Genomic DNA, 21,505 nt, shown 5'->3' with positions numbered 1-21,505 from the left:
GGAGTCGCACGGTGATAGCCAGTGCACCCATGGGGTGCGCTGTATGGAAAGGTAAAAGAAAGATGGTACAGGTGAGAGTGCACCAGCCGGTCAACACCGACGGCAGTATCAATCTCGAAGCATGGCTGGATCATGTGGTGAGCGTCGATTCGGCATTGGATCGCGTGGCACTCAAAGAGGCCTGCGAGTTCGCCCAGGAAATCGAGAAGAAGGGCAACCCGGCCAAGCATTCATGGGCCGATGGTACCTCCAGTTTCCAGGCAGGTCTTGAGATCGCCGAAATCCTCGCCGACCTCAAGCTCGACCAGGACTCCCTGGTGGCGGCGGTCATCTATCGTTCGGTGCGTGAAGGCAAGGTGACCCTGGCCGAAGTCGGCCAGCGTTTCGGCCCGGTAGTGTCCAAGCTGATCGACGGCGTGCTGCGCATGGCCGCCATCAGCGCCAGCCTCAGCCCGCGCCAATCGCTGGTGCTCGGCTCCCAGGCGCAGGTCGAGAACCTGCGCAAGATGCTCGTGGCGATGGTCGACGACGTGCGCGTGGCATTGATCAAGCTGGCCGAGCGCACCTGCGCGATCCGTGCGGTGAAATCCGCCGACGACGAAAAGCGCCTGCGTGTGGCCCGCGAAGTGTTCGACATCTATGCGCCGCTGGCCCACCGCCTGGGGATCGGTCATATCAAGTGGGAGCTGGAGGATCTGTCCTTCCGCTACCTCGAACCCGATCAGTACAAGCAGATCGCCAAGCTGCTGCATGAGCGCCGGCTGGACCGCGAGCGCTTCATCAGCGATGTGATGAACCAGCTGCAGAACGAACTGCTGGCCACTGGCGTCAATGCCGATATCAGCGGCCGGGCGAAACACATCTATTCGATCTGGCGCAAGATGCAGCGCAAAGGCCTGGAGTTCAGCCAGATCTACGACGTGCGCGCGGTGCGCGTGCTGGTGCCCGAGGTGCGCGACTGCTACACCGCGCTGGGTATCGTGCACACCCTCTGGCGCCACATCCCCAAGGAATTCGACGACTACATCGCCAACCCCAAGGAAAACGGCTACCGCTCGCTGCACACGGCGGTGATCGGCCCCGAGGGCAAGGTGCTGGAAGTGCAGATCCGTACCCACGGCATGCACGAGGAAGCCGAGCTCGGCGTGTGCGCCCACTGGCGTTACAAGGGCACCGACGTCAAGCCCAGCTCCAACCACTACGAAGAGAAGATTTCCTGGCTGCGCCAGGTGCTCGAATGGCACGAAGAGCTGGGCGACATCGGTGGCCTGGCCGAGCAGTTGCGGGTCGATATCGAACCGGACCGGGTCTATGTATTCACCCCGGACGGCCATGCCATCGACCTGCCCAAGGGCGCCACCCCGCTGGACTTCGCCTACCGCGTACACACCGAGATCGGCCACAACTGCCGAGGCGCCAAGATCAACGGGCGCATCGTGCCGCTCAACTACAGCCTGCAGACCGGCGAGCAGGTGGAGATCATCACCAGCAAGCACGGCAACCCGAGCCGCGACTGGCTGAACTCCAACCTCGGCTATGTCACCACCTCGCGGGCGCGGGCCAAGATCGTCCACTGGTTCAAGCTGCAGGCGCGCGACCAGAACGTCGCCGCCGGCAAGACCCTGCTCGAACGCGAACTCAGCCGTCTGGGCCTGCCCCAGGTGGACTTCGAGCGCCTGGCCGAGAAAACCAACGTCAAGACCGCCGAGGACATGTTCGCCTCGCTCGGTGCCGGCGACCTGCGTTTGGCGCACCTGGTCAACGCCGCTCAGCAGTTGCTCGAACCCGATCGCATCGAACAGATCGAGCTGGTGCCGCGCAAGCCTACCGGGCCGCGTACCGGCAAGCGTGGCGATATCCAGATCCAGGGCGTGGGCAACCTGCTGACGCAGATGGCCGGCTGCTGCCAGCCGCTGCCGGGCGATGCCATCGTCGGCTACATCACCCAGGGTCGCGGCGTGAGCATTCACCGCCAGGACTGTGCCTCGGTGCTGCAGCTGGCCGGGCGTGAGCCGGAGCGGATGATCCAGGTGAGCTGGGGGCCGATACCGGTACAGACCTACCCGGTCGATATCGTCATCCGTGCCTACGACCGGCCGGGCTTGCTGCGCGACGTGTCGCAGGTGCTGCTCAACGAGAAGATCAACGTGCTGGCGGTGAACACCCGCTCGAACAAGGAAGACAACACGGCGCTGATGTCGCTGACCATCGAGATTCCTGGCCTGGATGCGCTGGGGCGCCTGCTGGGCAGGATTTCGCAGTTGCCGAACATCATCGAGACGCGGCGTAATCGAACCCCTTGAAAATGTGCACTGGGGCCGCTGTGCGGCCCATCGCCGGCAAGCCGGCTCCCACAGGTAATCCACTGGGCTCAAGGACAGTGGGTTACCTGTGGGAGCCGGCTTGCCGGCGATCGGGGGCAAAGCCCCCGCCTGGGAACAAATACCAATGACCTACACCCTCGAAGACCTGCTGCACCTCATGGCCCGCCTGCGCGACCCGCAGTACGGTTGCCCATGGGACCTCAAGCAGAACTACGCCAGCATCGTCCCGCACACGATCGAAGAAGCCTACGAGGTCGCCGACACCATCGAGCGTGGCGACTTCGAGCACTTGCAGGGCGAGCTCGGCGACCTGCTGTTCCAGGTGGTCTACTACAGCCAGCTGGCCCGGGAGGAGGGGCGTTTCGAGTTCGACGGCGTGGTCGATGCCATCACCCGCAAGCTCATCCGTCGTCATCCCCATGTCTTCCCCACCGGCGAGCTCTACGCGCCGCTGGATACCCCCAGCCTGAGCGAGGCCCAGGTCAAGTCGCGCTGGGAGGAGATCAAGGCCGAGGAACGCGCCGAGAAGAGTGACCCGCAACAACTGTCGTTGCTCGATGACGTGCCTGCAGCCTTGCCGGCACTGTCACGGGCGGCCAAACTGCAGAAGCGCGCGGCCACCGTCGGTTTCGACTGGCCCGATGCCTTGCCAGTGCTCGACAAGGTCCGCGAGGAGCTCGACGAAGTGCTGCAGGCCATGGCCGATGGTGATGCCCAGGCCCTGGAAGACGAAGTCGGTGACCTGCTGTTTGCCGCCGTCAACCTGGCCCGCCACCTCAAGCAAGACCCGGAAAATGCCCTGCGCCGCGCCAACCGCAAGTTCGAGCGGCGTTTCCGCTTCATCGAACAGGCATTGCGCGACAGCGGTCGACCCATCGAAGATTGTAACCTTGACGAACTGGACGCCCTTTGGGGGGAAGCCAAGCGTCAGGAAAAGAACCTGCCCAGCTGCGGCTGAGTGGCTGCATAAGTGAGTGAACATCCATGAGTATTTCCCTTCGCGATCAATTGCTCAAGGCCGGTCTGGTCAACCAGAAACAGGTCTCCCAGGCCAACAAGGCTGAAAAGAAACAGAAACGCCTGGAGCACAAGGGCCAGGTCGAAGTCGACGACAGCCAGCAGCGCATGGCCAAGGAAGCCATGGCCGAGAAGGCCAAGCGTGACCAGGAACTGAACCGCCAGCAGCAGGAGAAGGCCGAGCAGAAAGCCCGTGCCGCACAGGTCAAGCAGTTGATCGAAGCGACCCGCCTGCCCAAGCTGAACACCGAGGATTACTACAACTTCGTCGATGACAAGAAGGTCAAGCGCATTGCCGTCAACGCCTTGATGCGCAGCAAGCTGAGCAACGGCGCGCTGGCGATCGTTGCCCATGGCGGTGGTTACGAAGTGATTCCGCGCGAAGCGGCGGTGAAGATCCAGGAGCGCGACCCCAACCGCATCCTGCTGCTCAACACCCATGTCGAGGAAGCGGACGAGGATGATCCGTATGCGGCCTACAAGATCCCGGACGATCTGATGTGGTAAGACTGAAAAGCCCCGCCTAGGCGGGGCTTTTTCATGGAAGGTGGGGTCACTGCGTGTCGCGCTGGTTTTCCAGCTCTTCGAGCTCTACACGGTACTGGTGAGCTTCATGTTCATGGTGGAACATGCCCACCAGTTGACCCTGCTGGTGCACATCCCAGATCCGCACGCCAGCGGCCAGGCCTTCGTGGGACATTCTCGATTCGTCGCGTTCGGTTACTTGGACTGTCATCGGTAAACTCCACTTCTTGGTTGGTTGCGACACTGTGTCGCACACCCCTTTTATAGAGTTTGTTAGCAGGCTAAGTAAATAAAACTGCCATGAAACAAGTTTCATGTATGGTCGCGAACGCCTGTAGGAGCGGGTGCCCATAAAAAAGAAACCCCGCACAAGGCGGGGTTTCGAGCCAAACAGACTGCAGCGGATCAGTTACCTTTCACCGACTTGCCGTCGACCGTGCCATCCTGCAGCACGATCACATACTCCTTGCCATCGGTTTCGACCTGGCGCAATTGCACCAGCAGGTAGTCCCACTCCTTGGCGAACCACAGCTCGGTGATGCGCTTGCTCTGGCTCGGGTCGCGCACGCGCTCGACCTTCACGGCATCGACCTGGCCGGTCTTGGTGGTGACTTTCTCGGTGCCCAGGACGCGGAAGTCATAGGTGTCGATCTCGTCACCGTCGACCACCTGGTAGGTCATGCTTTTCTTGCCAGCGGCCACGTCATGCTGCAGTGCCAGCTGGTAGGAGGACTTGTCCAGCACGCCGCGGTTGAGCGGCAGGCTGACTGCGTCACCGCGGTCGCTGCCGGTCACTTTCTTGGCGTTCCAGTCAAAGTTCAGGTCGACCTTCTTGGCCTTGCCCAGGCCACCGCGTTCGAAGTGATACTTCTGCGGCAGCAGGGTGTCGTTGTCCAGGCGCAGGGTGCTTTGCTCGGTCAGGCTGGCGATCATCATGGAAGCCTTGAAGTTAAGGTCCCAGGTGCCGTTGGCATTTTTGACCAGGCTGCGCTCGGCAGTCCCGCTCATGGGCAGTTGCTTCCAGTCGGCGGTGTAGCTGGCCGAGAAAGGCTTCAGGTCAGCTGCCTGGAGTGGCAGGGCTAGCACGGCAAGAGCCAAGAGCAGGGCACGACGCATAATTTCTCCTAGGGTCGAATCAAATGACCACTGGCCGGCAGGGGCTGGCCATCCAGTAACGCACCCTGTTCGCCCAGGCGCAAGCGCCCCTCGGCAAACCAGTGCACTGCCAGCGGGTAGATCTGGTGTTCCTGGTGGTGTACCCGTTGCGCCAGGCTTTCAGCTGTATCAGCTGGCGCGACCGGTACCACTGCCTGTACGACCAGAGGGCCGCCATCGAGTTCCTCTGTGACGAAGTGTACGCTGCAGCCATGCTCGGTGTCGCCCGCTTCCAGCGCCCGTCGGTGGGTATGCAGGCCCTTGTACTTGGGCAGCAGCGACGGGTGGATATTGAGCAGGCGGCCTTGGTAATGGCGCGCGAAGCCACCACTGAGGATGCGCATGAAACCGGCCAGTACCACCAGATCCGGGGCGAAACCGTCGATGCGCGCCATCAGCGCATCATCGAAGGCTTCGCGGCCATCGAAAGCGGTGTGGTCCAGCACGGCAGTGGCGATGCCGGCCGCCGCCGCCCGTTGCAGGCCGTAGGCATCGGCGCGGTTGGAAATCACCGCGACGATGCGTACTGGGCTGGTTTCACCGCGGCAGCTGTCGATCAAAGCTTGCAGGTTGCTGCCGGAACCCGACAGCAGTACCACGACATTGCAGGGCGAACTTGGCATCAGTGTGCCTTGAGGTTCTGCAGCTCGACCTGGGCAGCGCCTTCGGCGGCCTGTTCGATACGGCCGATGACCCACGGCTGCTCGCCTTCGGCGCGCAGGACGTTGAGGGCGGCTTCGACCTGATCCTGAGCCACGCAGATGACCATGCCGACACCGCAGTTCAGTACGCGGTGCATTTCGTGTTCATCGACGTTGCCTTTTTCCTGCAAGAAGTCGAACACGACTGGGCGCTGCCAGCTGGCCACGTCAACCACGGCCTGGGCGTTTTTCGGCAGGACGCGCGGGATGTTGTCCAGCAGGCCGCCACCGGTGATGTGGGCCATGGCCTTGACCGCGCCGGTCTGCTTGATCAGTTGCAGCAGCGGCTTGACGTAGATGCGGGTCGGCGCCATCAGCAGGTCGGTCAACGGCTTGCCGTCGAGCTGGGTGTTCTCGATGTCGGTGCCGGACACTTCGAGGATCTTGCGGATCAGCGAGTAACCGTTGGAGTGCGGGCCGGAAGAGGGCAGGGCGATCAGCGCATCGCCAGTGGTGACCTTGGAGCCGTCGATGATCTCGGCCTTTTCCACCACGCCGACGCAGAAGCCGGCCAGGTCGTAGTCTTCGCCTTCGTACATGCCTGGCATTTCGGCGGTTTCGCCGCCGACCAGGGAGCAGCCAGCCAGTTCACAGCCGGCGCCGATGCCGGTGACCACGGTGGCGGCCACGTCGACGTTGAGCTTGCCGGTGGCGTAGTAGTCGAGGAAGAACAGCGGCTCGGCGCCGCAGACCACCAGGTCGTTGACGCACATGGCGACCAGGTCCTGGCCGATGCTGTCGTGCTTGTTCAGGTTCAGCGCCAGGCGCAGCTTGGTGCCGACGCCGTCGGTGCCGGAGACCAGCACAGGCTGTTTGTAGCCGGCCGGGATCTCGCAGAGGGCGCCGAAGCCACCCAGGCCACCCATGACTTCAGGGCGTGCGGTGCGTTTTGCCACGCCCTTGATGCGTTCGACCAGTGCTTCGCCGGCGTCGATGTCTACACCGGCGTCCTTGTAGCTCAGGGAGGGTTGCTTGCTCATTGATCCAGGCCTTTAAGAGGGAGGGATTCGTAAAAACGACCGTGACGGCCAAGGCCGGCTGGGAGGCACGGCTGCCTGAAACGTCAGAGGTCTGTGAAGGCGCGCGATTTTATCAGGGTTGCCGGGCAGCGGCCATCCTCAGGCCGACGGGCAGGGCAGGAAATGGTGAAAATCATGGCAAAGCCGAGCGCCCTGTGGGAGCCGGCTTGCCGGCGATAGGCCCGAACAGGCTGCCCAAGGCGACCGTATTGCGCCTGTACCGGCCTCATCGCCGGCAAGCCGGCTCCCACAGGGATTCGCGCGAGCGGTCTCACCGGCGCTATAGGGTCACTGGCTGCCACGCCCAAGCCTCTATAAGGTAAAGGGAGCACTTTGCCCTCAGCAATGGTCCCACCCTGCGCTACGCTCACGTTGCTCCGTGTTATCTGGACAGGAATCCCCCATGCGTCTTTCCTACATTCTGGCCGCCACCTGCCTGGCACTGGTCTCGCTCACCACGCAGGCCGAAACCGTCTCCAGCCTTTACCAGGTGCGTGAGCCGGTCGACGGGCAGGGCGCCGAGGCCCGTGCCGCCGCCACCGTCAAAGCCCTCGACACCTTGGTGCTGCGCCTGACCGGCGACCCCAAGGCGGCGCAGAGCCCGGCGCTGGCCGAGCTGCGCAAGGACCCGCAACAAATCATCAACCAGGTCGGCAGCGAGGCGGGCCCGCCCGAGTCGGTGATGGTCGAGTTCGACCCAGGCAGCACCGAGCGGGCCTTGCGCAAGGCCGGGCTGGCGCTGTGGGGCAGCAACCGGCCTTCGATGCTCGGTTGGTGGCTCAACGACAGTGCCGAGGGCAGCAACCTGGTGGGCGATGGCCAGGCCAGCGCCCAGCCCCTGCGCCGAGCCGCCCAGCACCGTGGCCTGCCGCTGCGCTTGCCGCTGGCCGACCTGCAGGAGCAACTGGTGGCCAATGCCAAGCAACTGGAAGGCGACGACCCCGCGCCGCTGCGCCAGGCCGCCGAGCGCTACGGCGCCGATGCCCTGCTGGCGGTGCACGCCCAGCAAGCCGACGGTAAATGGCAAGGCAAGTGGCAGCTATGGCTGGGCAAGCAGCACGAGCAAGGCAGTGTCGAAGCTGCCGACGAGGCTGCCCTGGCCGACGCGGTGATGCTGGCTGTCAGCAGTCGCCTGGCACCACGCTACGTGACCCGGCCTGGCGCCAGCAGCCGCATGCAGCTGCAGGTGCAGGGCATGAACCTGCAGCGCTATGCCGAACTGGGCCGCGTGCTCGAACCTTACGGCCCACGCCTGAAGCTGGCCGATGGCAAGACCCTGACCTACGCCGTTACCGCCGACCGCGAGCAACTGCGCGCCCAACTCGGCCTGGCCAAGCTGCAGGAATTGCCGACCGAGCAGGCACCCGTCACGCCGCCAACGCCGGCGCCTGACACAACCTCACCGACGGGCCAGCCCGCCGCCAGCCCGCCTGTAGCCAAGCCGTTCGACGGCTTGCGCTTCCGCTGGTAAGGAGAGGCAAAGATGCTCGATACCCGTCGCTGGATCTGGCTGGGCGCGGCCCTGCTGATCGCCGTGCTGCTATATAGCTTGCACAACATCCTCTCGCCGTTTTTGGTGGGCATTCTGCTGGCCTACCTGGCTGACCCTCTGGTCGACCGCCTGGAGCGCCTGGGGCTTTCACGCACCTGGGGCGTGGTGGTGGTGTTCAGCCTGTTCACCCTCATCCTGCTGGCCTTGCTCTTGGTCTTGGTGCCCATGCTGGCCAAGCAGCTGTTGCGCCTTTATGAGCTGGCGCCACAGATGCTCGACTGGTTGCAGCACGTGGCGCTGCCCTGGGTACAGCACCGCCTGGGGCTGGCCGATGGCTTCTGGAAGTTCGACAAGATCAAGGCGGCGATTGGCGAACACATGGGCCAGACCACCGACATCGTCGGCGTCCTGCTGTCCCAGGCCACCGCGTCGAGCCTGGCGCTGCTGGCCTGGCTGGCCAACCTGGTGCTGATCCCGGTAGTGGGCTTCTACCTGCTGCGCGACTGGGACGTGATGATGGCCAAGCTGCGCGGCCTGCTGCCGCGTCAGCGTGAGTCGCAGGTGGTGGGGCTGGCCGAGGAATGCCATGAAGTGCTGGGAGCGTTCGTGCGCGGCCAATTGATGGTGATGCTGGCCCTGGGGGTCATCTATTCCGCAGGCCTGATGCTGGTGGGGTTGGAGCTGGGGCTGCTGATCGGCATGCTGGCAGGCTTGGCAGCCATCGTACCGTACATGGGCTTCATCATCGGTATCGGTGCGGCGCTGGTCGCCGGGTTGTTCCAGTTTGGCGGCGATCTGTACCCGATGCTGGGTATCGTCGCGGTGTTCATGGTCGGGCAGGCGCTGGAAGGCATGGTGCTGACGCCGCTGCTGGTCGGCGACCGGATCGGCCTGCATCCGGTGGCGGTAATCTTCGCCATTCTCGCCGGCGGCGAGCTGTTCGGGTTCACGGGTGTGTTGCTGGCATTGCCAGTGGCTGCGGTGATCATGGTGCTGCTGCGGCATGTGCATGATGTCTACAAAGAGTCGGGCATGTATGCCGGTGACATCGATCCTGAGTTGTGACAGCGGGGCCGCGCTGCGGCCCTTTCGCCGGCAAGCCGGCTCCCACAGGGTGCAGTGGCGTTCCCACGGTGGGAGCCGGCTTGCCGGCGAAAGGGCTGAACAGCACTGCCAGACAGTGCAACTTGTTGATTTTGCTTATGCTATTTGCCTGGGCGATTGTGCCCCCCGCGTTGCGGGTATAGACTTTGCACACCGTTCATTTAAGGCCCCCTGTGGTCCTCCCGACCGCCCGCCAGCATGAAACCACCGATCCAGTTGCCCTTGGGTGTGCGTCTGCGTGATGACGCCACCTTCATCAACTATTACCCGGGCGCCAATGCCGCGGCATTGGGCTATGTCGAGCGGTTATGCGAAGCCGACGCCGGCTGGACCGAAAGCCTCATCTACCTGTGGGGTAAGCAGGGCGTTGGCCGCAGTCACCTGTTGCAGGCCGCCACCCACCGTTTCCAGCAGCGCGGCGAACCTGCCGTGTACTTGCCGCTGGCACAATTGCTCGACCGTGGCGTGGAGCTGCTCGACTACCTGGCGCAGTACGAGCTGGTGTGCATTGATGACCTGCATGTGATCGCTGGCAAGGCGGACTGGGAAGAGGCGATGTTCCATCTGTTCAATCGCCTGCGCGACAGCGGTCGGCGCCTGCTGCTGGCCGCATCGGCTTCGCCCCGGGAACTGCCGATCAAGCTGCCTGACCTCAAGTCACGCCTGACCCTGGCCCTGGTGTTCCAGATGCGCGGTCTCTCCGATGAAGACAAGCTGCGCGCCCTGCAGCTGCGTGCTTCGCGTCGTGGCCTGCACCTGACCGATGAGGTCGGTCACTTCATCCTCACCCGTGGCACCCGCAGCATGAGTGCGCTTTTCGACCTGCTCGAACGCCTCGATCAGGCTTCGTTGCAGGCGCAACGCAAGCTGACGATCCCATTCCTGAAAGAGACCCTCGGCTGGTAAGCCCCGTCTTTGCTGGGCTGCGAGCGAAAAACAAAAAAGTCACATGTTTTTCGATAAAATTTGCAAATGGTCCCGATAGAAGGCATAGTTTCCCCCTTCTAAAGGATTACAGACACGGTCGTGCCCATGCTCAAGCGCTTTGCACCCCTCGTGCCACTCGCACTCGTGACCCTGTTGATTGGCTGCGCGGCCCAAGCCCCGGTTTCCCAGCAACAGGATCACACCTCGGTCGCCCGCCAAGCGGCGATCGATGCCAAGGCTTCTCCTTCGTCGGTATTCAGTGAAGAGATGCAGGCTACCGAAGATGACCTGGAGGCCTTCTCCAGCAGCAAGCCTTACCAACTGCCGGTCCTGGCCGACAGCATCCTCGAACGCGGCATGTCGCTGATCGGCACCCGCTACCGCTTCGGCGGCACCACCGAGGCCGGTTTCGATTGCAGCGGTTTCATCGGCTACCTGTTCCGCGAAGAAGCTGGCATGAACCTGCCACGTTCGACCCGCGAAATGATCAACGTCGACGCGCCCAAGGTTGCCCGCAACAAGCTCAAGCCAGGCGACCTGCTGTTCTTCAGCACCAATGGCCGCGGCCGCGTCAGCCACGCCGGCATCTACCTGGGTGACAATCAGTTCATCCACTCCAGCAGCCGCCGTAGCGGTGGCGTGCGCATCGACAATCTCGGTGACCGCTACTGGAGCAAGACCTTCATCGAAGCCAAGCGTGCCTTGGCGATGGCGCCGGCCAGCAATATCGCGCGCAACTGATATCAAAGTGCTATATCCTGCCACGGCGGCGATGCTTAAAAGCTCGCCGCCGTGCGCGTTTACAAAAAGCGTCTAATCTAAATTCTCAACTCTTTTCGGCTGCGGCCCTGCGGTCTCAGACAGGATGTTCTGGCCATGGCGATAATGGCGCGCTTCGCATTCTTTTCCCTGGTGGCATTGCTCGCTGCCTGCTCCAGCCGTGCCCCGGCACCGGCCCCGGTGGCCAAGCCACAGGTCACCTACGCCCCTGCCGCCGCCTCGCCGATAGCCGATGACGTGCTCATCCGCGCCATTGGCCTGGTGGGCACCCCTTATCGCTGGGGCGGCAATACCCCCGATTCCGGTTTCGATTGCAGTGGCCTGATCGGCTATGTCTACCGCGATGCCGCCGCCATCAGCCTGCCGCGTACGACCCGCGAGATGATCGTCATGCGCGCGCCCACCGTTGCTTCCAATGCGCTGCAATCGGGCGATCTGGTGTTCTTCGCCACCGGTGGCGGTTCGCAGGTCAGCCATGCAGGCATCTACGTGGGTGAGGGGCGCTTCGTGCATGCGCCTTCCGCAGGTGGCACGGTACGTCTGGACTACCTGTCCAACAGCTACTGGGCCAAGGCCTACCTGCAAGCCAAGCGGGTGATTCCACCGGGGCACCTGGCGCAGAACCCCTGAGCGCAGCGGGTGGCTATCGCACTTTGCTCACCCGCCAGACCACATTGCCCACATCATCAGCGACCAGCACCCCACCGTGCTGGTCGCTGGCCACCCCGACCGGCCGCCCCATGGCCTTGCCTTGGTCATCGAGGAATCCGCTCAGCAGGTCTTGCGGTTTGCCTGCCGGCTTCCCGGCGCTGTCGAACGGCACGAAGATCACCTTGTAGCCACTGTGCGGCTTGCGGTTCCACGACCCATGCTGGCCAATGATCGCGCCTTGCCCAAAGGGCGATGGCAGGGCTCCCGGCTCGATGAACATCAGCCCCAGTGACGCGGTGTGCGGCCCCACGGCATAGTCCGGCGCCAGGGCCTGCGCGACCTTTTGTGGATCCTGCGGTTGTACCCGCTCGTCCACATGCTGCCCGTAGTAGCTGTACGGCCAGCCATAGAAACCACCGTCCTTGACCGATGTGATGTAGTCAGGCACCAGGTCGCTGCCGATCTCGTCGCGCTCGTTGACGGCCGTCCACAAGGCGCCGCTGCGAGGCTCCCAGGCCAAACCATTGGGGTTGCGCAGCCCTGAGGCATAGATCCGGTGCTGGCCGCTGGCCGGGTCCACTTCCCAGATCGCTGCGCGGCCTTGCTCCTGATCCATGCCGTTCTCACCGACGTTGCTGTTCGACCCGACGGTGACATACAACTTGGTGCCAGTGGGGTTGGCGATCACATTCTTGGTCCAGTGATGGTTGAGCGGACCACCCGGAAGATCGACGACCTTCTGGCCTTGCTCGCGGATCTGCATGGCGCCGGGTTCGTAGTGGAAACGCAGCAAACGATCGGTATCGGCGACGTAGAAATCCTTGCCTACCAACACCATGCCAAAGGGTGAATTGAGGCCTTCGATGAAGGTGCTGCGCATTTCCGCGACACCATCATGGTCGGCATCGCGCAGCAGGGTGATGCGGTTGGGGCTGGGCACCGCCGCGCCTGCACGTTTCATCGCCTTGCCCATGACCCAGCCACGGATGCCCTTGCCGTCTTCCGGCTTGGGCGGGGCGTTGGTTTCGGCCACGAGCACGTCGCCATTGGGCAATACGTACAGCCAGCGAGGATGATCGAGCCCTTCGGCGAAAGCGGTGACCTGGGTGCCTGTTGCCGCCATGGGTTTGCGCCCCTCTGGCCAGCCGATGGCGGGGGCGATGTTGACGGTCGGGATCAGCGTCTTGTTAGGGGCGGGCAACTGCGGCGCAGGGCCTGTGCCGTCGATCACCTCCAGGTGGGCGGTGTCGCCACAAGCTGCCAGGCAGGCGCCGAGCGCCCACGGTAAGACTATGCACATGCGCTTCATGGTCACCACCCTCGGAGTTTGGTCCATGACTATTCTGAGCTTGCCCCGTTGCCGGTGGTTCATTCGGGCGAGGCTGCAGGCGCCCATGAGCAAATCGTCCCGGTCGATTGACGCTCCCGGTGCAACCCTCTAACCTTCGCGGCGTGTTTCAGGTGCCCTGCCAGCCTCGACTGGGCAGGGTGAAACTGGGAAGCCGGTGGGCGCCAGCAAGGCGCGATTCCGGCGCTGCCCCCGCAACGGTAGGTGAGTAGCAGGCCGCGCAGGGCCACTGGATGCCAGCATCCGGGAAGGCGCGCAGGCTTGGGCCAAGGCCCGCTCACGAGCCCGGAGACCGGCCTGTCACTGCCAACGGCATCACGGAGGGTGATGCGCGGTGCACCGTGGCGTCCGGCCACGGCCCCTGCGCGTTCTCCGTCTGCCTGTCTATCGACCTGTCGCCGCTCTTTCGTGGCGTCAGCCTGCGGAGAACCCTGATGAGCGAACCCACCGACCGCGACGAACGCCACCTCGCGCGCATGCAGCGCAAGAAGGCGATCATCGACGAGCGCATCGCCAATTCCCCTAACGAATGCGGCCTGTTGCTGGTGCTGACCGGCAATGGCAAGGGCAAGAGCAGCTCGGCCTTCGGCATGCTCGCCCGTGCTCTTGGCCACGGCATGCAGTGTGGCGTGGTGCAGTTCATCAAGGGCCGCAACAGCACCGGCGAGGAGCTGTTCTTCCGGCGCTTCCCCGAGCAGGTGCGCTACCACGTGATGGGCGAGGGCTTCACCTGGGAAACCCAGGACCGCCAGCGCGACATCGCCGCCGCCGAAGCGGCCTGGGCCGTTTCCCGCCAGTTGCTGCAGGACCCGTCGGTGCAGTTCGTCGTGCTCGATGAGCTGAACATCGCCCTCAAGCATGGCTACCTCGACCTTGACCAGGTGCTCGGCGACATCCAGGCCCGGCCACCGATGCAGCACGTGATCGTCACCGGCCGCGCGGCCAAGCCCGAAATGATCGAACTGGCCGATACCGTCACCGAGATGGGCATGCTCAAGCACGCGTTTCAGGCCGGTATCCGCGCCCAGAAGGGCGTGGAACTGTGAGTCAGAGCCGCCATTGCCCGGCTGTATTGATCGCGGCACCTGCCTCTGGCCAGGGCAAGACCACTGTCACCGCCGCCTTGGCACGCCTGCACCGCAACCTCGGGCGCAGGGTGCGGGTGTTCAAGTGCGGGCCAGACTTTCTCGACCCGATGATCCTCGAGCGGGCCAGCGGTGCGCCGGTGTACCAGCTCGACCTGTGGATGATCGGTGCGCAGGAAAGCCGCCGCCTGCTGTGGGAAGCGGCAGGCGAGGCCGACCTGATCCTCATCGAAGGGGTGATGGGCCTGTTCGACGGCACGCCGTCGAGCGCTGACCTGGCGCGCCACTTCGGCGTGCCGGTGCTGGCCGTGATCGATGGTACGGCCATGGCCCAGACCTTTGGTGCCCTGGCCCTGGGCCTGGCGCGTTACCAGCCTGACCTGCCATTCGCCGGCGTGTTGGCCAACCGGGTCGGTAGCCTGCGCCACGCACAGCTGCTAGAAGGCAGCTTGACCGAGGGCCTGCGCTGGTATGGCGGTCTTTCGCGCGAGCGCGGCATCGAGCTGCCCAGCCGCCACCTGGGCCTGGTGCAGGCCAGCGAACTGAATGACCTGGATGCGCGCCTGGACGCCGCCGCCGAAGCCCTGGGCGCCAGCTGCGACGCCGCCTTGCCTCCGCCGGTGGCCTTCGCCGAGCCCGAGCCGCAAGCGTGCGCTGCGTCGCTGGCCGGCGTGCGCATCGGCGTGGCGCAGGATGAAGCGTTTGCCTTCACCTACCGTGCCAACCTCGATCTGCTGCGCACGCTCGGTGCGCAGCTCGAATTCTTCTCGCCACTGCACGACCGTGAGCTGCCGGAGGTGGACAGCCTGTACCTGCCAGGCGGTTATCCGGAGCTGCACCACCACGCGCTGGCTGCCAACACGTCGATGTGCAAGGCGATCCGTGCCCACCATGATGCGGGCAAGCCCTTGCTGGCCGAATGTGGCGGCATGCTTTACCTGCTCGATGCCTTGACCGATGTGGCGGGCGAACGCGCCGAATTGCTCGGCCTGCTGACGGGCGAAGCGACCATGCAGAAGCGCCTGGCAGCCCTGGCCCTGCAATCGGTGGAATTGCCGGAAGGGACCTTGCGCGGCCACACCTATCATCATTCGCTGACCAGCACCGAACTCGAGCCGATTGCCCGCGGTCTGAGCCCCAATGGCGGGCGCGGCAACGAAGCGGTGTATCGCCTGGGCCGCCTGACGGCCTCCTATGTACATTTCTATTTCCCCTCCAACCCCGATGCGACGGCGGCGCTCTTGCAACCATGAGCGAACACGCTTACAGCGCCGCCGAGCGCGCCGCGATCTACCGGGCGATTGGTGAGCGACGTGACATGCGCCACTTCGCTGGCGGCACGGTAGCCCCTGAACTGCTTGGCCGCTTGCTCGCGGCCGCGCATCAGGCGCCCAGTGTCGGCCTGATGCAGCCCTGGCGCTTCATCCGTATCAGCCAGCGTGACCTGCGCCAACGCATTCAGGCACTGGTCGAGCAGGAGCGGGTGCGCACGGCCGAGGCCCTGGGCGAGCGTTCCGACGATTTCATGAAGCTCAAGGTCGAAGGTATCGCCGACTGTGCCGAAGTGCTGGTGGCCGCCTTGATGGACAACCGCGAGCCCCATGTTTTCGGCCGCCGCACCCTGCCCGAGATGGACCTGGCCTCGCTGGCCTGCGCCATCCAGAACCTGTGGCTGGCGGCCCGGGCCGAGGGACTCGGCATGGGTTGGGTGTCGCTGTTCGACCCGCAGGCGCTGGCCGAGCTGCTGGGCATGCCCGCCGGTGCGAAGCCGGTGGCGGTGCTGTGCCTGGGGCCGGTGACCGCGTTCTACCCGGCACCCATGCTGGCCCTGGAACACTGGGCCAAGGAACAGCCGTTGAGTGAAATGCTCTTTGAGAACCAATGGGGAGAGCGCCCATGAGCGTGGCCTTGCTGACCGTGGCGGGTGTGGCCCTGGATGCCTTGCTGGGCGAGCCGCAGCGGCGCCACCCGCTGGTGGCCTTCGGTAACCTGGCGTCGAGCCTTGAAAAGCGTCTGAATGCGGGGGGCCGCGGCTGGCGCAGCCATGGCGTGAGTGCCTGGTTCCTGGCCGTGGTGCCACTGACCCTGGTGGCGTTGATTCTGTCCTGGCTGCCCTACATCGGCTGGCTGGTGGATGTGCTGGCGCTGTATTGCGCGCTGGGCCTGCGCAGCCTTGGCGAGCACGTGCTGCCGGTGGCCAGTGCCTTGCGCCAGGGCGACCTGGAGGAGGCGCGGCGGCGTGTCGGCTACCTGGTCAGCCGCGAGACGCGCGAGCTGGATGAGCCGGCCGTGGCCCGGGCGGCCACTGAGTCGGTGCTGGAGAACGGCAGCGATGCGGTATTCGCTGCGTTGTTCTGGTTCATCGTCGCCGGCGCGCCCGGGGTGGTGCTGTATCGCCTGAGCAATACCCTGGATGCGATGTGGGGCTATCGCAACGAACGCTTCGAGCGCTTCGGCTGGTGCGCGGCGCGCATCGACGACGGGCTCAACTATATTCCTGCCAGGTTGGTGGCCTTGACCTACGCATTTCTCGGCAAGACCCGCCTGGCGCTGGCCTGCTGGCGCAAGCAAGCCCCTTTGTGGGATAGCCCCAATGCTGGCCCGGTCATGGCGGCAGGCGCCGGAGCCCTGGCGGTCGAGCTCGGTGGCCCGGCGGTGTACCACGGCGAGCTGCACGAGCGCCCCCGCCTGGGAGAAGGTCCAATGGCCGATGCCGACGCCATCGAGCGCGGCTGGAGCCTGGTGCAGCGCGGCGTGTGGCTGTGGCTGCTGTTGATTTGCCTGGGAGCGTACCTCGATGCTTGAACATGGAGGCCGCCTGTTGCGGGCGATACGCCAATACGGGATTGCGCGTGAAGACTGGCTCGACTTGTCCAGTGGCATCGCCCCCTGGGCTTATCCGATCCCGGCGATCCCGCAGGATGCCTGGGCGCGTTTGCCGGAAACGGACGACGGCCTTGAGGCCGCGGCATGCCGTTATTACGGAGCACACCAGGTGTTGCCGGTGGCCGGTTCGCAAGCGGCGATCCAGGCCTTGCCGCACTTGCGCCCGCGCGGGCGCGTCGGTGTGCTATCGCCGTGCTATGCCGAGCATCCGCACGCCTGGCAACGCGCCGGGCATACGCTGATCGAACTGCAGCAGGACCAGGTCGAGGTAACCCTCGACAGCCTCGACGTGCTGGTGCTGGTCAACCCCAACAACCCGACCGGCCAGCGCGTGCCCCGCGAGCGCCTGCTGCACTGGCACGCCCGCCTGGCCGCGCGCGGCGGCTGGCTGCTGGTCGACGAAGCGTTCATGGACAACACCCCCGCGCACAGCGTGGTCGACTGCGCCGAGCGCCCCGGCCTGATCGTGCTGCGCTCGTTCGGCAAGTTCTTCGGCCTGGCCGGTGTGCGGCTGGGCTGCGTGGCAGCCGAGCTGCCGCTGTTGCAGCGACTGGCCGACAGCCTTGGGCCGTGGACCGTCAGCGGTCCGACCCGCGTGCTGGCCCAGGCGTGCTTCGCCGATGAAGCCGCACATCAGGCGCAGATCGAGCGCTGCACCCAGGCCAGCCAACGCTTGGCCGCGCTACTCGAGCACAGCGGCCTGGCGCCCAGTGGCGGTTGCGACCTGTTCCAGTACGTGCGTAGCGAACGTGCTTCGCACCTTTACGATTTTCTCGCCCGCCGCGGCATTCTGGTCCGTCTGTTCGAGCAGCCTGCTGCCGTGCGCCTCGGCCTGCCTGCCGGCGAAGCCGATGAACAGCGCCTGGCCCAGGCGCTGGCCGCTTATCAGAAGGAAACGGCATGACCACGCTCATGGTGCAAGGCACCACCTCCGATGCCGGCAAAAGCACGCTGGTCACCGCCCTGTGCCGCTGGCTGCTGCGCCAGGGCATCGGTGTGGTACCGTTCAAACCCCAGAACATGGCGCTCAACAGCGCGGTGACCGCCGACGGTGGCGAGATCGGCCGTGCCCAGGCGGTCCAGGCCCAGGCTTGCCGGTTGGCGCCTCACACCGACATGAACCCGGTGCTGCTCAAGCCCAACAGCGACACCGGCGCCCAGGTAATCATCCATGGCCGCGCGGTCACCAGCATGAATGCGGTGGCCTATCACGACTACAAAGTCGTTGCCATGCAGGCGGTGCTGGCCTCGCACCAGCGCCTGGAGGCTGCCTATCCGGTGGTGATGGTCGAAGGGGCGGGTTCGCCAGCCGAGATCAACCTGCGCGCCGGCGACATCGCCAACATGGGCTTTGCCGAAGCGGTCGACTGCCCGGTGATCCTGATCGCCGACATCAATCGCGGCGGCGTCTTCGCCCACCTGGTCGGCACCCTGGAGCTGCTGTCGCCCAGCGAGCAGGCGCGAATCAAGGGCTTCGTCATCAACCGCTTCCGCGGTGACATTGCCCTGCTGCAGCCTGGCCTGGACTGGCTGGAGGCGCGCACCGGCAAACCGGTGCTGGGCGTGCTGCCCTACGTCACCGACTTGCACCTGGAGGCGGAAGACGGCATCGACGTGCGCCAGGGCAGCAAGCAAGCGCGCGTGCTCAAGGTGATCGTCCCGGTGCTGCCGCGCATCAGTAACCACACCGATCTCGACCCGCTGCGCCTGCACCCGCAGGTGGACCTGCAATTCATCGGCCCCGGCCAACCGATTCCGCCGGCGGACCTGATCATCCTGCCCGGCTCCAAGAGCGTGCGCAGCGACCTGGCGCACCTGCGCGAGCGCGGCTGGGACACGGCTATCGCCCGGCACCTGCGCTACGGCGGCAAGCTGATCGGGATTTGCGGCGGCCTGCAGATGCTCGGCCGCGAAGTGCACGACCCGCTCGGTCTGGAAGGGCCGGCCGGCTCAAGTCCGGGGTTGGGGCTGCTCGACTACGCCACGGTTCTTGAAGCCGAGAAGCAGCTGCGCAATGTGGCTGGCACCTTGAACCTCGAAGGCTCGCCGGTGGCAGGCTATGAGATTCATGCCGGTGTCACCACGGGCGCAGCGCTGCAGCACCCCGCCGTGCAGCTTGCCGATGGCCGCAGTGACGGTGCTGTCAGTGCCGACGGGCAAATCCTCGCCACGTACTTGCATGGTCTGTTCGAAGGCAGCCAGTCGTGCGCCGCACTGCTGCGCTGGGCCGGTCTTGAAGCGGTGCAGACCATCGATTACGAAGCCCTGCGCGAACGCGACATCGAGCGCCTGGCCGACTTGGTGGAACAGCATCTGGATAACGACCGGCTGCGCCAATTGTGTGGAGTCGCCTGACATGCGCAATCTCATCCTTGGCGGTGCCCGCTCGGGCAAGAGCCGCCTGGCCGAACAGCTGGCGAGCGACAGCGGCCTGCCAGTGACCTACATCGCCACCAGCCAGGCGCTGGACGGCGAAATGAACGAGCGGGTGCAACTGCACCGGCAACGCCGGCCTGCCGAGTGGGGGCTGATCGAAGAGCCGCTGGCGCTGGCCGCCGTGCTGCGTGCCGAAGCCGCCGAAGGGCGCTGCCTGCTGGTGGACTGCCTGACCCTGTGGCTGACCAACCTGCTGATGTTCGATGACCCGCAACGCCTGGCCGAAGAGCGAGATGCGCTGCTCGACTGCCTGGCACAGTTGCCCGGCACGCTCATTCTGGTCAGTAACGAAACGGGCCTGGGCGTCGTGCCCATGGGCGAACTCACACGGCGCTACGTCGATCAGGCCGGTTGGTTGCATCAGGCCGTGGCCGAACGTTGCCAGCGCGTGGTGCTGACCGTCGCCGGCCTGCCTCTCATGCTCAAAGGACCTGCACTATGAACCAACCCTGGTGGCGTGACGCCTGCCAACCGCTCGACAACGCCGCCATGGAGCAGGCCCGCGCCCGCCAGCAGCAGCTGACCAAACCCGCCGGTTCGCTCGGCCAGCTGGAAGGCCTCGCGGTGGCGCTGGCCGGTTTGCAAGGGCGTGAACGGCCGACCCTGGAGCGGGTCGCGATCACGATCTTTGCCGGTGACCATGGCGTGGTCGAGGAGGGCATCTCGGCCTACCCGCAGGCGGTGACCGGGCAGATGCTGCGCAACTTCGTGGGCGGTGGCGCGGCGATCAGCGTATTGGCGCGCCAGCTGCAAGCCAGCCTTGAAGTGATCGACCTGGGGACGGTCGACCCGCACCTGGAGCTGGCGGGAGTACGCCACCTGCGCTTGTGCGCCGGCACGGCCAACTTCGCGCGCCAGCCGGCGATGACCGATGGCCAGTTGCAAGCGGCCCTGCAGGCGGGCCGTGACAGCGCCAGGCGCGCGACTGAAAACGGCGCGCAACTGTTCATCGGCGGCGAGATGGGCATCGGCAATACCACGGCCGCTGCGGCTTTGGCCTGCATCCTGCTGGGCTGCCCGGCCCGTGACCTCAGCGGCCCAGGCACCGGCCTGGACACCGCCGGCGTGCGGCACAAGGCCGAAGTGATCGAGCGTGCCCTGGTGCTGCATGGCCTGCGCGCCGACCAGCCCCTGGAGGCCCTGGCCTGCGTCGGTGGCTTCGAGATCGCCGCGTTGGCCGGTGCTTACCTGGCCTGCGCGCAGCAGGGCATCGCGGTGTTGGTGGACGGTTTCATCTGCAGTGTCGCTGCGCTGGTGGCGGTGCACCTCAATCCGCAATGTCGCGCCTGGCTGCTGTTCGCCCACCAAGGCGCCGAGCCCGGGCACAAGGCCCTGCTTGCCGCACTGGACGCCGAACCGCTGCTGGCCCTGGGCCTGCGCCTGGGCGAGGGCAGCGGTGCGGCGCTGGCCGTGCCACTGCTGCGCCTGGCCTGCGCCCTGCACGGGCAGATGGCGACCTTCGCCGAAGCGGCGGTGGCGGACCGCCCGGCATGATCCTCGACCTGCTGCGCCACGGTGAAACCGAGCAAGGCGGCCTGCGCGGCAGCCTCGACGATGCCCTGACCGAAAAAGGCTGGGCGCAGATGCGCGCGGCCGTGGTCGCGGGTGGGCCTTGGCAAGTGCTGGTCAGCTCGCCCTTGCAGCGCTGTGCACGCTTTGCCGACGAGCTGGGCGCGCGCCTGGGCTTGCCGGTGCAGCGTGAAGCTGACTTGCAAGAGCTGCATTTCGGCGAGTGGGAAGGGCGCACCGCCCTGCAGATCATGGAAACCCAGGCAGATGAGCTCGGGCGCTTCTGGGCTGACCCTTATGCCTATACGCCGCCTGCTGGCGAGCCGGTCAGCGCGTTTGCCGAGCGTGTCCTGGCGGGCATCGAACGCCTGCGCCGGGAGCACTCAGGCAAGCGCGTGTTGCTGGTCACCCATGGCGGCGTCATGCGCCTGTTGCTGGCGCGGGCCCGTGGTTTGCCCAAGGAGCAGCTGTTGCAGGTCGAGGTTGGGCATGGGGCGTTGGTGCAGCTGGATTTGACGGGCGACCTGCTGCGGGAGATGCGCTGAG

At 65.2% G+C, this 21,505-nt stretch carries 22 protein-coding genes and 1 riboswitch; of the genes, 17 read left to right on the top strand and 5 right to left on the bottom strand.

Annotation, left to right across the window (positions count from 1 at the left end; genetic code table 11):
* Nucleotides 1-62: 62 nt before the first annotated feature.
* From relA to ACIPZB_RS15980, 3 genes are all read left to right on the top strand, one after another.
* Nucleotides 63-2,303, top strand: coding sequence for a GTP diphosphokinase (gene relA, locus ACIPZB_RS15990; RefSeq protein WP_008092181.1), 2,241 nt, complete (start codon nucleotides 63-65; stop codon nucleotides 2,301-2,303).
* Between the two features lie 145 nt (nucleotides 2,304-2,448).
* Entirely contained in the window at nucleotides 2,449-3,282 is an 834-nt protein-coding gene (gene mazG / locus ACIPZB_RS15985; RefSeq protein WP_400641444.1) for a nucleoside triphosphate pyrophosphohydrolase, read from the top strand.
* A gap of 26 nt (nucleotides 3,283-3,308) precedes the next feature.
* The gene (locus ACIPZB_RS15980; RefSeq protein WP_008092178.1) at nucleotides 3,309-3,848 is read left to right on the top strand and encodes a DUF2058 domain-containing protein; all 540 of its coding nucleotides are present in this window, start codon (nucleotides 3,309-3,311) and stop codon (nucleotides 3,846-3,848) included.
* 46 nt (nucleotides 3,849-3,894) lie between these two features.
* Here the strand turns inward: ACIPZB_RS15980 and ACIPZB_RS15975 are convergent, their stop codons facing one another.
* From ACIPZB_RS15975 to purM, 4 genes are all read right to left on the bottom strand, one after another.
* Nucleotides 3,895-4,077 (bottom strand): hypothetical protein, encoded by a 183-nt coding sequence (locus ACIPZB_RS15975; RefSeq protein WP_400641441.1) that lies wholly within the window; start codon nucleotides 4,075-4,077, stop codon nucleotides 3,895-3,897.
* A gap of 194 nt (nucleotides 4,078-4,271) precedes the next feature.
* Nucleotides 4,272-4,982, bottom strand: coding sequence for a DUF3108 domain-containing protein (locus ACIPZB_RS15970; protein ID WP_400641439.1), 711 nt, complete (start codon nucleotides 4,980-4,982; stop codon nucleotides 4,272-4,274).
* A gap of 8 nt (nucleotides 4,983-4,990) precedes the next feature.
* Entirely contained in the window at nucleotides 4,991-5,644 is a 654-nt protein-coding gene (gene purN, locus ACIPZB_RS15965) for a phosphoribosylglycinamide formyltransferase (protein ID WP_400641437.1), read from the bottom strand.
* The gene (gene purM, locus ACIPZB_RS15960) at nucleotides 5,644-6,702 is read right to left on the bottom strand and encodes a phosphoribosylformylglycinamidine cyclo-ligase (protein ID WP_400641435.1); all 1,059 of its coding nucleotides are present in this window, start codon (nucleotides 6,700-6,702) and stop codon (nucleotides 5,644-5,646) included. Before purM ends, purN begins: the two co-directional genes overlap by 1 nt.
* A 442-nt stretch (nucleotides 6,703-7,144) precedes the next feature.
* Here purM and ACIPZB_RS15955 point away from each other — a divergent pair, with 442 nt between their 5' ends.
* The 5 genes from ACIPZB_RS15955 (at nucleotide 7,145) to ACIPZB_RS15935 (ending at nucleotide 11,674) form a co-directional block, all read left to right on the top strand.
* Nucleotides 7,145-8,212 carry a DUF2066 domain-containing protein gene (locus ACIPZB_RS15955; protein WP_400641433.1) on the top strand — a complete coding sequence of 356 codons (1,068 nt, stop codon included), beginning with the start codon at nucleotides 7,145-7,147 and terminating at the stop codon, nucleotides 8,210-8,212.
* Nucleotides 8,213-8,224: 12 nt separating this feature from the next.
* Nucleotides 8,225-9,298, top strand: a complete 1,074-nt coding sequence (locus tag ACIPZB_RS15950; protein ID WP_400641431.1) for an AI-2E family transporter — start codon at nucleotides 8,225-8,227, stop codon at nucleotides 9,296-9,298.
* Between the two features lie 237 nt (nucleotides 9,299-9,535).
* On the top strand, nucleotides 9,536-10,243 hold the full coding sequence (hda, locus tag ACIPZB_RS15945; RefSeq protein WP_008092169.1) for a DnaA regulatory inactivator Hda: 708 nt from the start codon (nucleotides 9,536-9,538) through the stop codon (nucleotides 10,241-10,243).
* 126 nt (nucleotides 10,244-10,369) lie between these two features.
* On the top strand, nucleotides 10,370-11,005 hold the full coding sequence (locus ACIPZB_RS15940; protein ID WP_400641429.1) for a C40 family peptidase: 636 nt from the start codon (nucleotides 10,370-10,372) through the stop codon (nucleotides 11,003-11,005).
* 135 nt (nucleotides 11,006-11,140) lie between these two features.
* The gene (locus ACIPZB_RS15935; protein WP_400641427.1) at nucleotides 11,141-11,674 is read left to right on the top strand and encodes a C40 family peptidase; all 534 of its coding nucleotides are present in this window, start codon (nucleotides 11,141-11,143) and stop codon (nucleotides 11,672-11,674) included.
* A gap of 13 nt (nucleotides 11,675-11,687) precedes the next feature.
* Here the strand turns inward: ACIPZB_RS15935 and ACIPZB_RS15930 are convergent, their stop codons facing one another.
* On the bottom strand, nucleotides 11,688-13,004 hold the full coding sequence (locus tag ACIPZB_RS15930; RefSeq protein WP_400641425.1) for a PQQ-dependent sugar dehydrogenase: 1,317 nt from the start codon (nucleotides 13,002-13,004) through the stop codon (nucleotides 11,688-11,690).
* Nucleotides 13,005-13,137: 133 nt separating this feature from the next.
* Nucleotides 13,138-13,359: riboswitch (cobalamin riboswitch) on the top strand.
* A gap of 118 nt (nucleotides 13,360-13,477) precedes the next feature.
* Between ACIPZB_RS15930 and cobO the strand changes: the two genes are divergently transcribed.
* The 9 genes from cobO to ACIPZB_RS15885 are packed head-to-tail and all read left to right on the top strand — an operon-like array spanning nucleotide 13,478 to nucleotide 21,504.
* Nucleotides 13,478-14,089 carry a cob(I)yrinic acid a,c-diamide adenosyltransferase gene (gene cobO / locus ACIPZB_RS15925; protein WP_008092160.1) on the top strand — a complete coding sequence of 204 codons (612 nt, stop codon included), beginning with the start codon at nucleotides 13,478-13,480 and terminating at the stop codon, nucleotides 14,087-14,089.
* Complete coding sequence (locus ACIPZB_RS15920; protein WP_400641423.1) at nucleotides 14,086-15,381, top strand: cobyrinate a,c-diamide synthase; 1,296 nt, start codon at nucleotides 14,086-14,088, stop codon at nucleotides 15,379-15,381. Before cobO ends, ACIPZB_RS15920 begins: the two co-directional genes overlap by 4 nt.
* Entirely contained in the window at nucleotides 15,378-16,028 is a 651-nt protein-coding gene (gene bluB, locus ACIPZB_RS15915) for a 5,6-dimethylbenzimidazole synthase (protein ID WP_400641421.1), read from the top strand. The genes ACIPZB_RS15920 and bluB overlap by 4 nt, the downstream gene beginning before the upstream one ends.
* Entirely contained in the window at nucleotides 16,025-16,933 is a 909-nt protein-coding gene (cbiB, locus tag ACIPZB_RS15910; RefSeq protein ID WP_400641419.1) for an adenosylcobinamide-phosphate synthase CbiB, read from the top strand. The genes bluB and cbiB overlap by 4 nt, the downstream gene beginning before the upstream one ends.
* Nucleotides 16,926-17,918: a threonine-phosphate decarboxylase CobD gene (cobD, locus tag ACIPZB_RS15905; RefSeq protein ID WP_400641416.1), complete on the top strand. Its 993-nt coding sequence runs from the start codon at nucleotides 16,926-16,928 to the stop codon at nucleotides 17,916-17,918. Before cbiB ends, cobD begins: the two co-directional genes overlap by 8 nt.
* On the top strand, nucleotides 17,915-19,369 hold the full coding sequence (locus ACIPZB_RS15900) for a cobyric acid synthase (RefSeq protein ID WP_400641414.1): 1,455 nt from the start codon (nucleotides 17,915-17,917) through the stop codon (nucleotides 19,367-19,369). Before cobD ends, ACIPZB_RS15900 begins: the two co-directional genes overlap by 4 nt.
* A gap of 1 nt (nucleotide 19,370) precedes the next feature.
* Nucleotides 19,371-19,892 carry a bifunctional adenosylcobinamide kinase/adenosylcobinamide-phosphate guanylyltransferase gene (cobU, locus tag ACIPZB_RS15895; protein ID WP_400641412.1) on the top strand — a complete coding sequence of 174 codons (522 nt, stop codon included), beginning with the start codon at nucleotides 19,371-19,373 and terminating at the stop codon, nucleotides 19,890-19,892.
* Nucleotides 19,889-20,944: a nicotinate-nucleotide--dimethylbenzimidazole phosphoribosyltransferase gene (gene cobT / locus ACIPZB_RS15890; protein WP_400641410.1), complete on the top strand. Its 1,056-nt coding sequence runs from the start codon at nucleotides 19,889-19,891 to the stop codon at nucleotides 20,942-20,944. The genes cobU and cobT overlap by 4 nt, the downstream gene beginning before the upstream one ends.
* The gene (locus ACIPZB_RS15885; protein ID WP_400641408.1) at nucleotides 20,941-21,504 is read left to right on the top strand and encodes a histidine phosphatase family protein; all 564 of its coding nucleotides are present in this window, start codon (nucleotides 20,941-20,943) and stop codon (nucleotides 21,502-21,504) included. The genes cobT and ACIPZB_RS15885 overlap by 4 nt, the downstream gene beginning before the upstream one ends.
* Nucleotide 21,505: the final 1 nt, after the last annotated feature.

The organism is Pseudomonas sp. NPDC089396, assembly GCF_044749545.1.
Lineage (GTDB): Bacteria > Pseudomonadota > Gammaproteobacteria > Pseudomonadales > Pseudomonadaceae > Aquipseudomonas.
The sequence above is the reverse complement of the archived record's forward strand: the minus strand, read 5'-3'. Positions and strand labels throughout refer to the sequence as shown.

Excerpts from the sequence above, each read along its gene's own strand:
- cobT (WP_400641410.1), top strand. The coding sequence starts at position 19,889 with ATGAACCAACCCTGGTGGCGTGACGCCTGCCAACCGCTCGACAACGCC.
- ACIPZB_RS15935 (WP_400641427.1), top strand. The coding sequence starts at position 11,141 with ATGGCGATAATGGCGCGCTTCGCATTCTTTTCCCTGGTGGCATTGCTC.
- ACIPZB_RS15900 (WP_400641414.1), top strand. The coding sequence starts at position 17,915 with ATGACCACGCTCATGGTGCAAGGCACCACCTCCGATGCCGGCAAAAGC.
- cbiB (WP_400641419.1), top strand. The coding sequence starts at position 16,025 with ATGAGCGTGGCCTTGCTGACCGTGGCGGGTGTGGCCCTGGATGCCTTG.
- cobO (WP_008092160.1), top strand. The coding sequence starts at position 13,478 with ATGAGCGAACCCACCGACCGCGACGAACGCCACCTCGCGCGCATGCAG.
- cobD (WP_400641416.1), top strand. The coding sequence starts at position 16,926 with ATGCTTGAACATGGAGGCCGCCTGTTGCGGGCGATACGCCAATACGGG.
- cobU (WP_400641412.1), top strand. The coding sequence starts at position 19,371 with ATGCGCAATCTCATCCTTGGCGGTGCCCGCTCGGGCAAGAGCCGCCTG.
- bluB (WP_400641421.1), top strand. The coding sequence starts at position 15,378 with ATGAGCGAACACGCTTACAGCGCCGCCGAGCGCGCCGCGATCTACCGG.
- ACIPZB_RS15975 (WP_400641441.1), bottom strand. The coding sequence starts at position 4,077 with ATGACAGTCCAAGTAACCGAACGCGACGAATCGAGAATGTCCCACGAA.
- mazG (WP_400641444.1), top strand. The coding sequence starts at position 2,449 with ATGACCTACACCCTCGAAGACCTGCTGCACCTCATGGCCCGCCTGCGC.
- relA (WP_008092181.1), top strand. The coding sequence starts at position 63 with ATGGTACAGGTGAGAGTGCACCAGCCGGTCAACACCGACGGCAGTATC.
- ACIPZB_RS15955 (WP_400641433.1), top strand. The coding sequence starts at position 7,145 with ATGCGTCTTTCCTACATTCTGGCCGCCACCTGCCTGGCACTGGTCTCG.
- ACIPZB_RS15885 (WP_400641408.1), top strand. The coding sequence starts at position 20,941 with ATGATCCTCGACCTGCTGCGCCACGGTGAAACCGAGCAAGGCGGCCTG.
- purM (WP_400641435.1), bottom strand. The coding sequence starts at position 6,702 with ATGAGCAAGCAACCCTCCCTGAGCTACAAGGACGCCGGTGTAGACATC.
- hda (WP_008092169.1), top strand. The coding sequence starts at position 9,536 with ATGAAACCACCGATCCAGTTGCCCTTGGGTGTGCGTCTGCGTGATGAC.
- ACIPZB_RS15930 (WP_400641425.1), bottom strand. The coding sequence starts at position 13,004 with ATGAAGCGCATGTGCATAGTCTTACCGTGGGCGCTCGGCGCCTGCCTG.
- ACIPZB_RS15970 (WP_400641439.1), bottom strand. The coding sequence starts at position 4,982 with ATGCGTCGTGCCCTGCTCTTGGCTCTTGCCGTGCTAGCCCTGCCACTC.
- ACIPZB_RS15980 (WP_008092178.1), top strand. The coding sequence starts at position 3,309 with ATGAGTATTTCCCTTCGCGATCAATTGCTCAAGGCCGGTCTGGTCAAC.
- ACIPZB_RS15940 (WP_400641429.1), top strand. The coding sequence starts at position 10,370 with ATGCTCAAGCGCTTTGCACCCCTCGTGCCACTCGCACTCGTGACCCTG.
- purN (WP_400641437.1), bottom strand. The coding sequence starts at position 5,644 with ATGCCAAGTTCGCCCTGCAATGTCGTGGTACTGCTGTCGGGTTCCGGC.
- ACIPZB_RS15950 (WP_400641431.1), top strand. The coding sequence starts at position 8,225 with ATGCTCGATACCCGTCGCTGGATCTGGCTGGGCGCGGCCCTGCTGATC.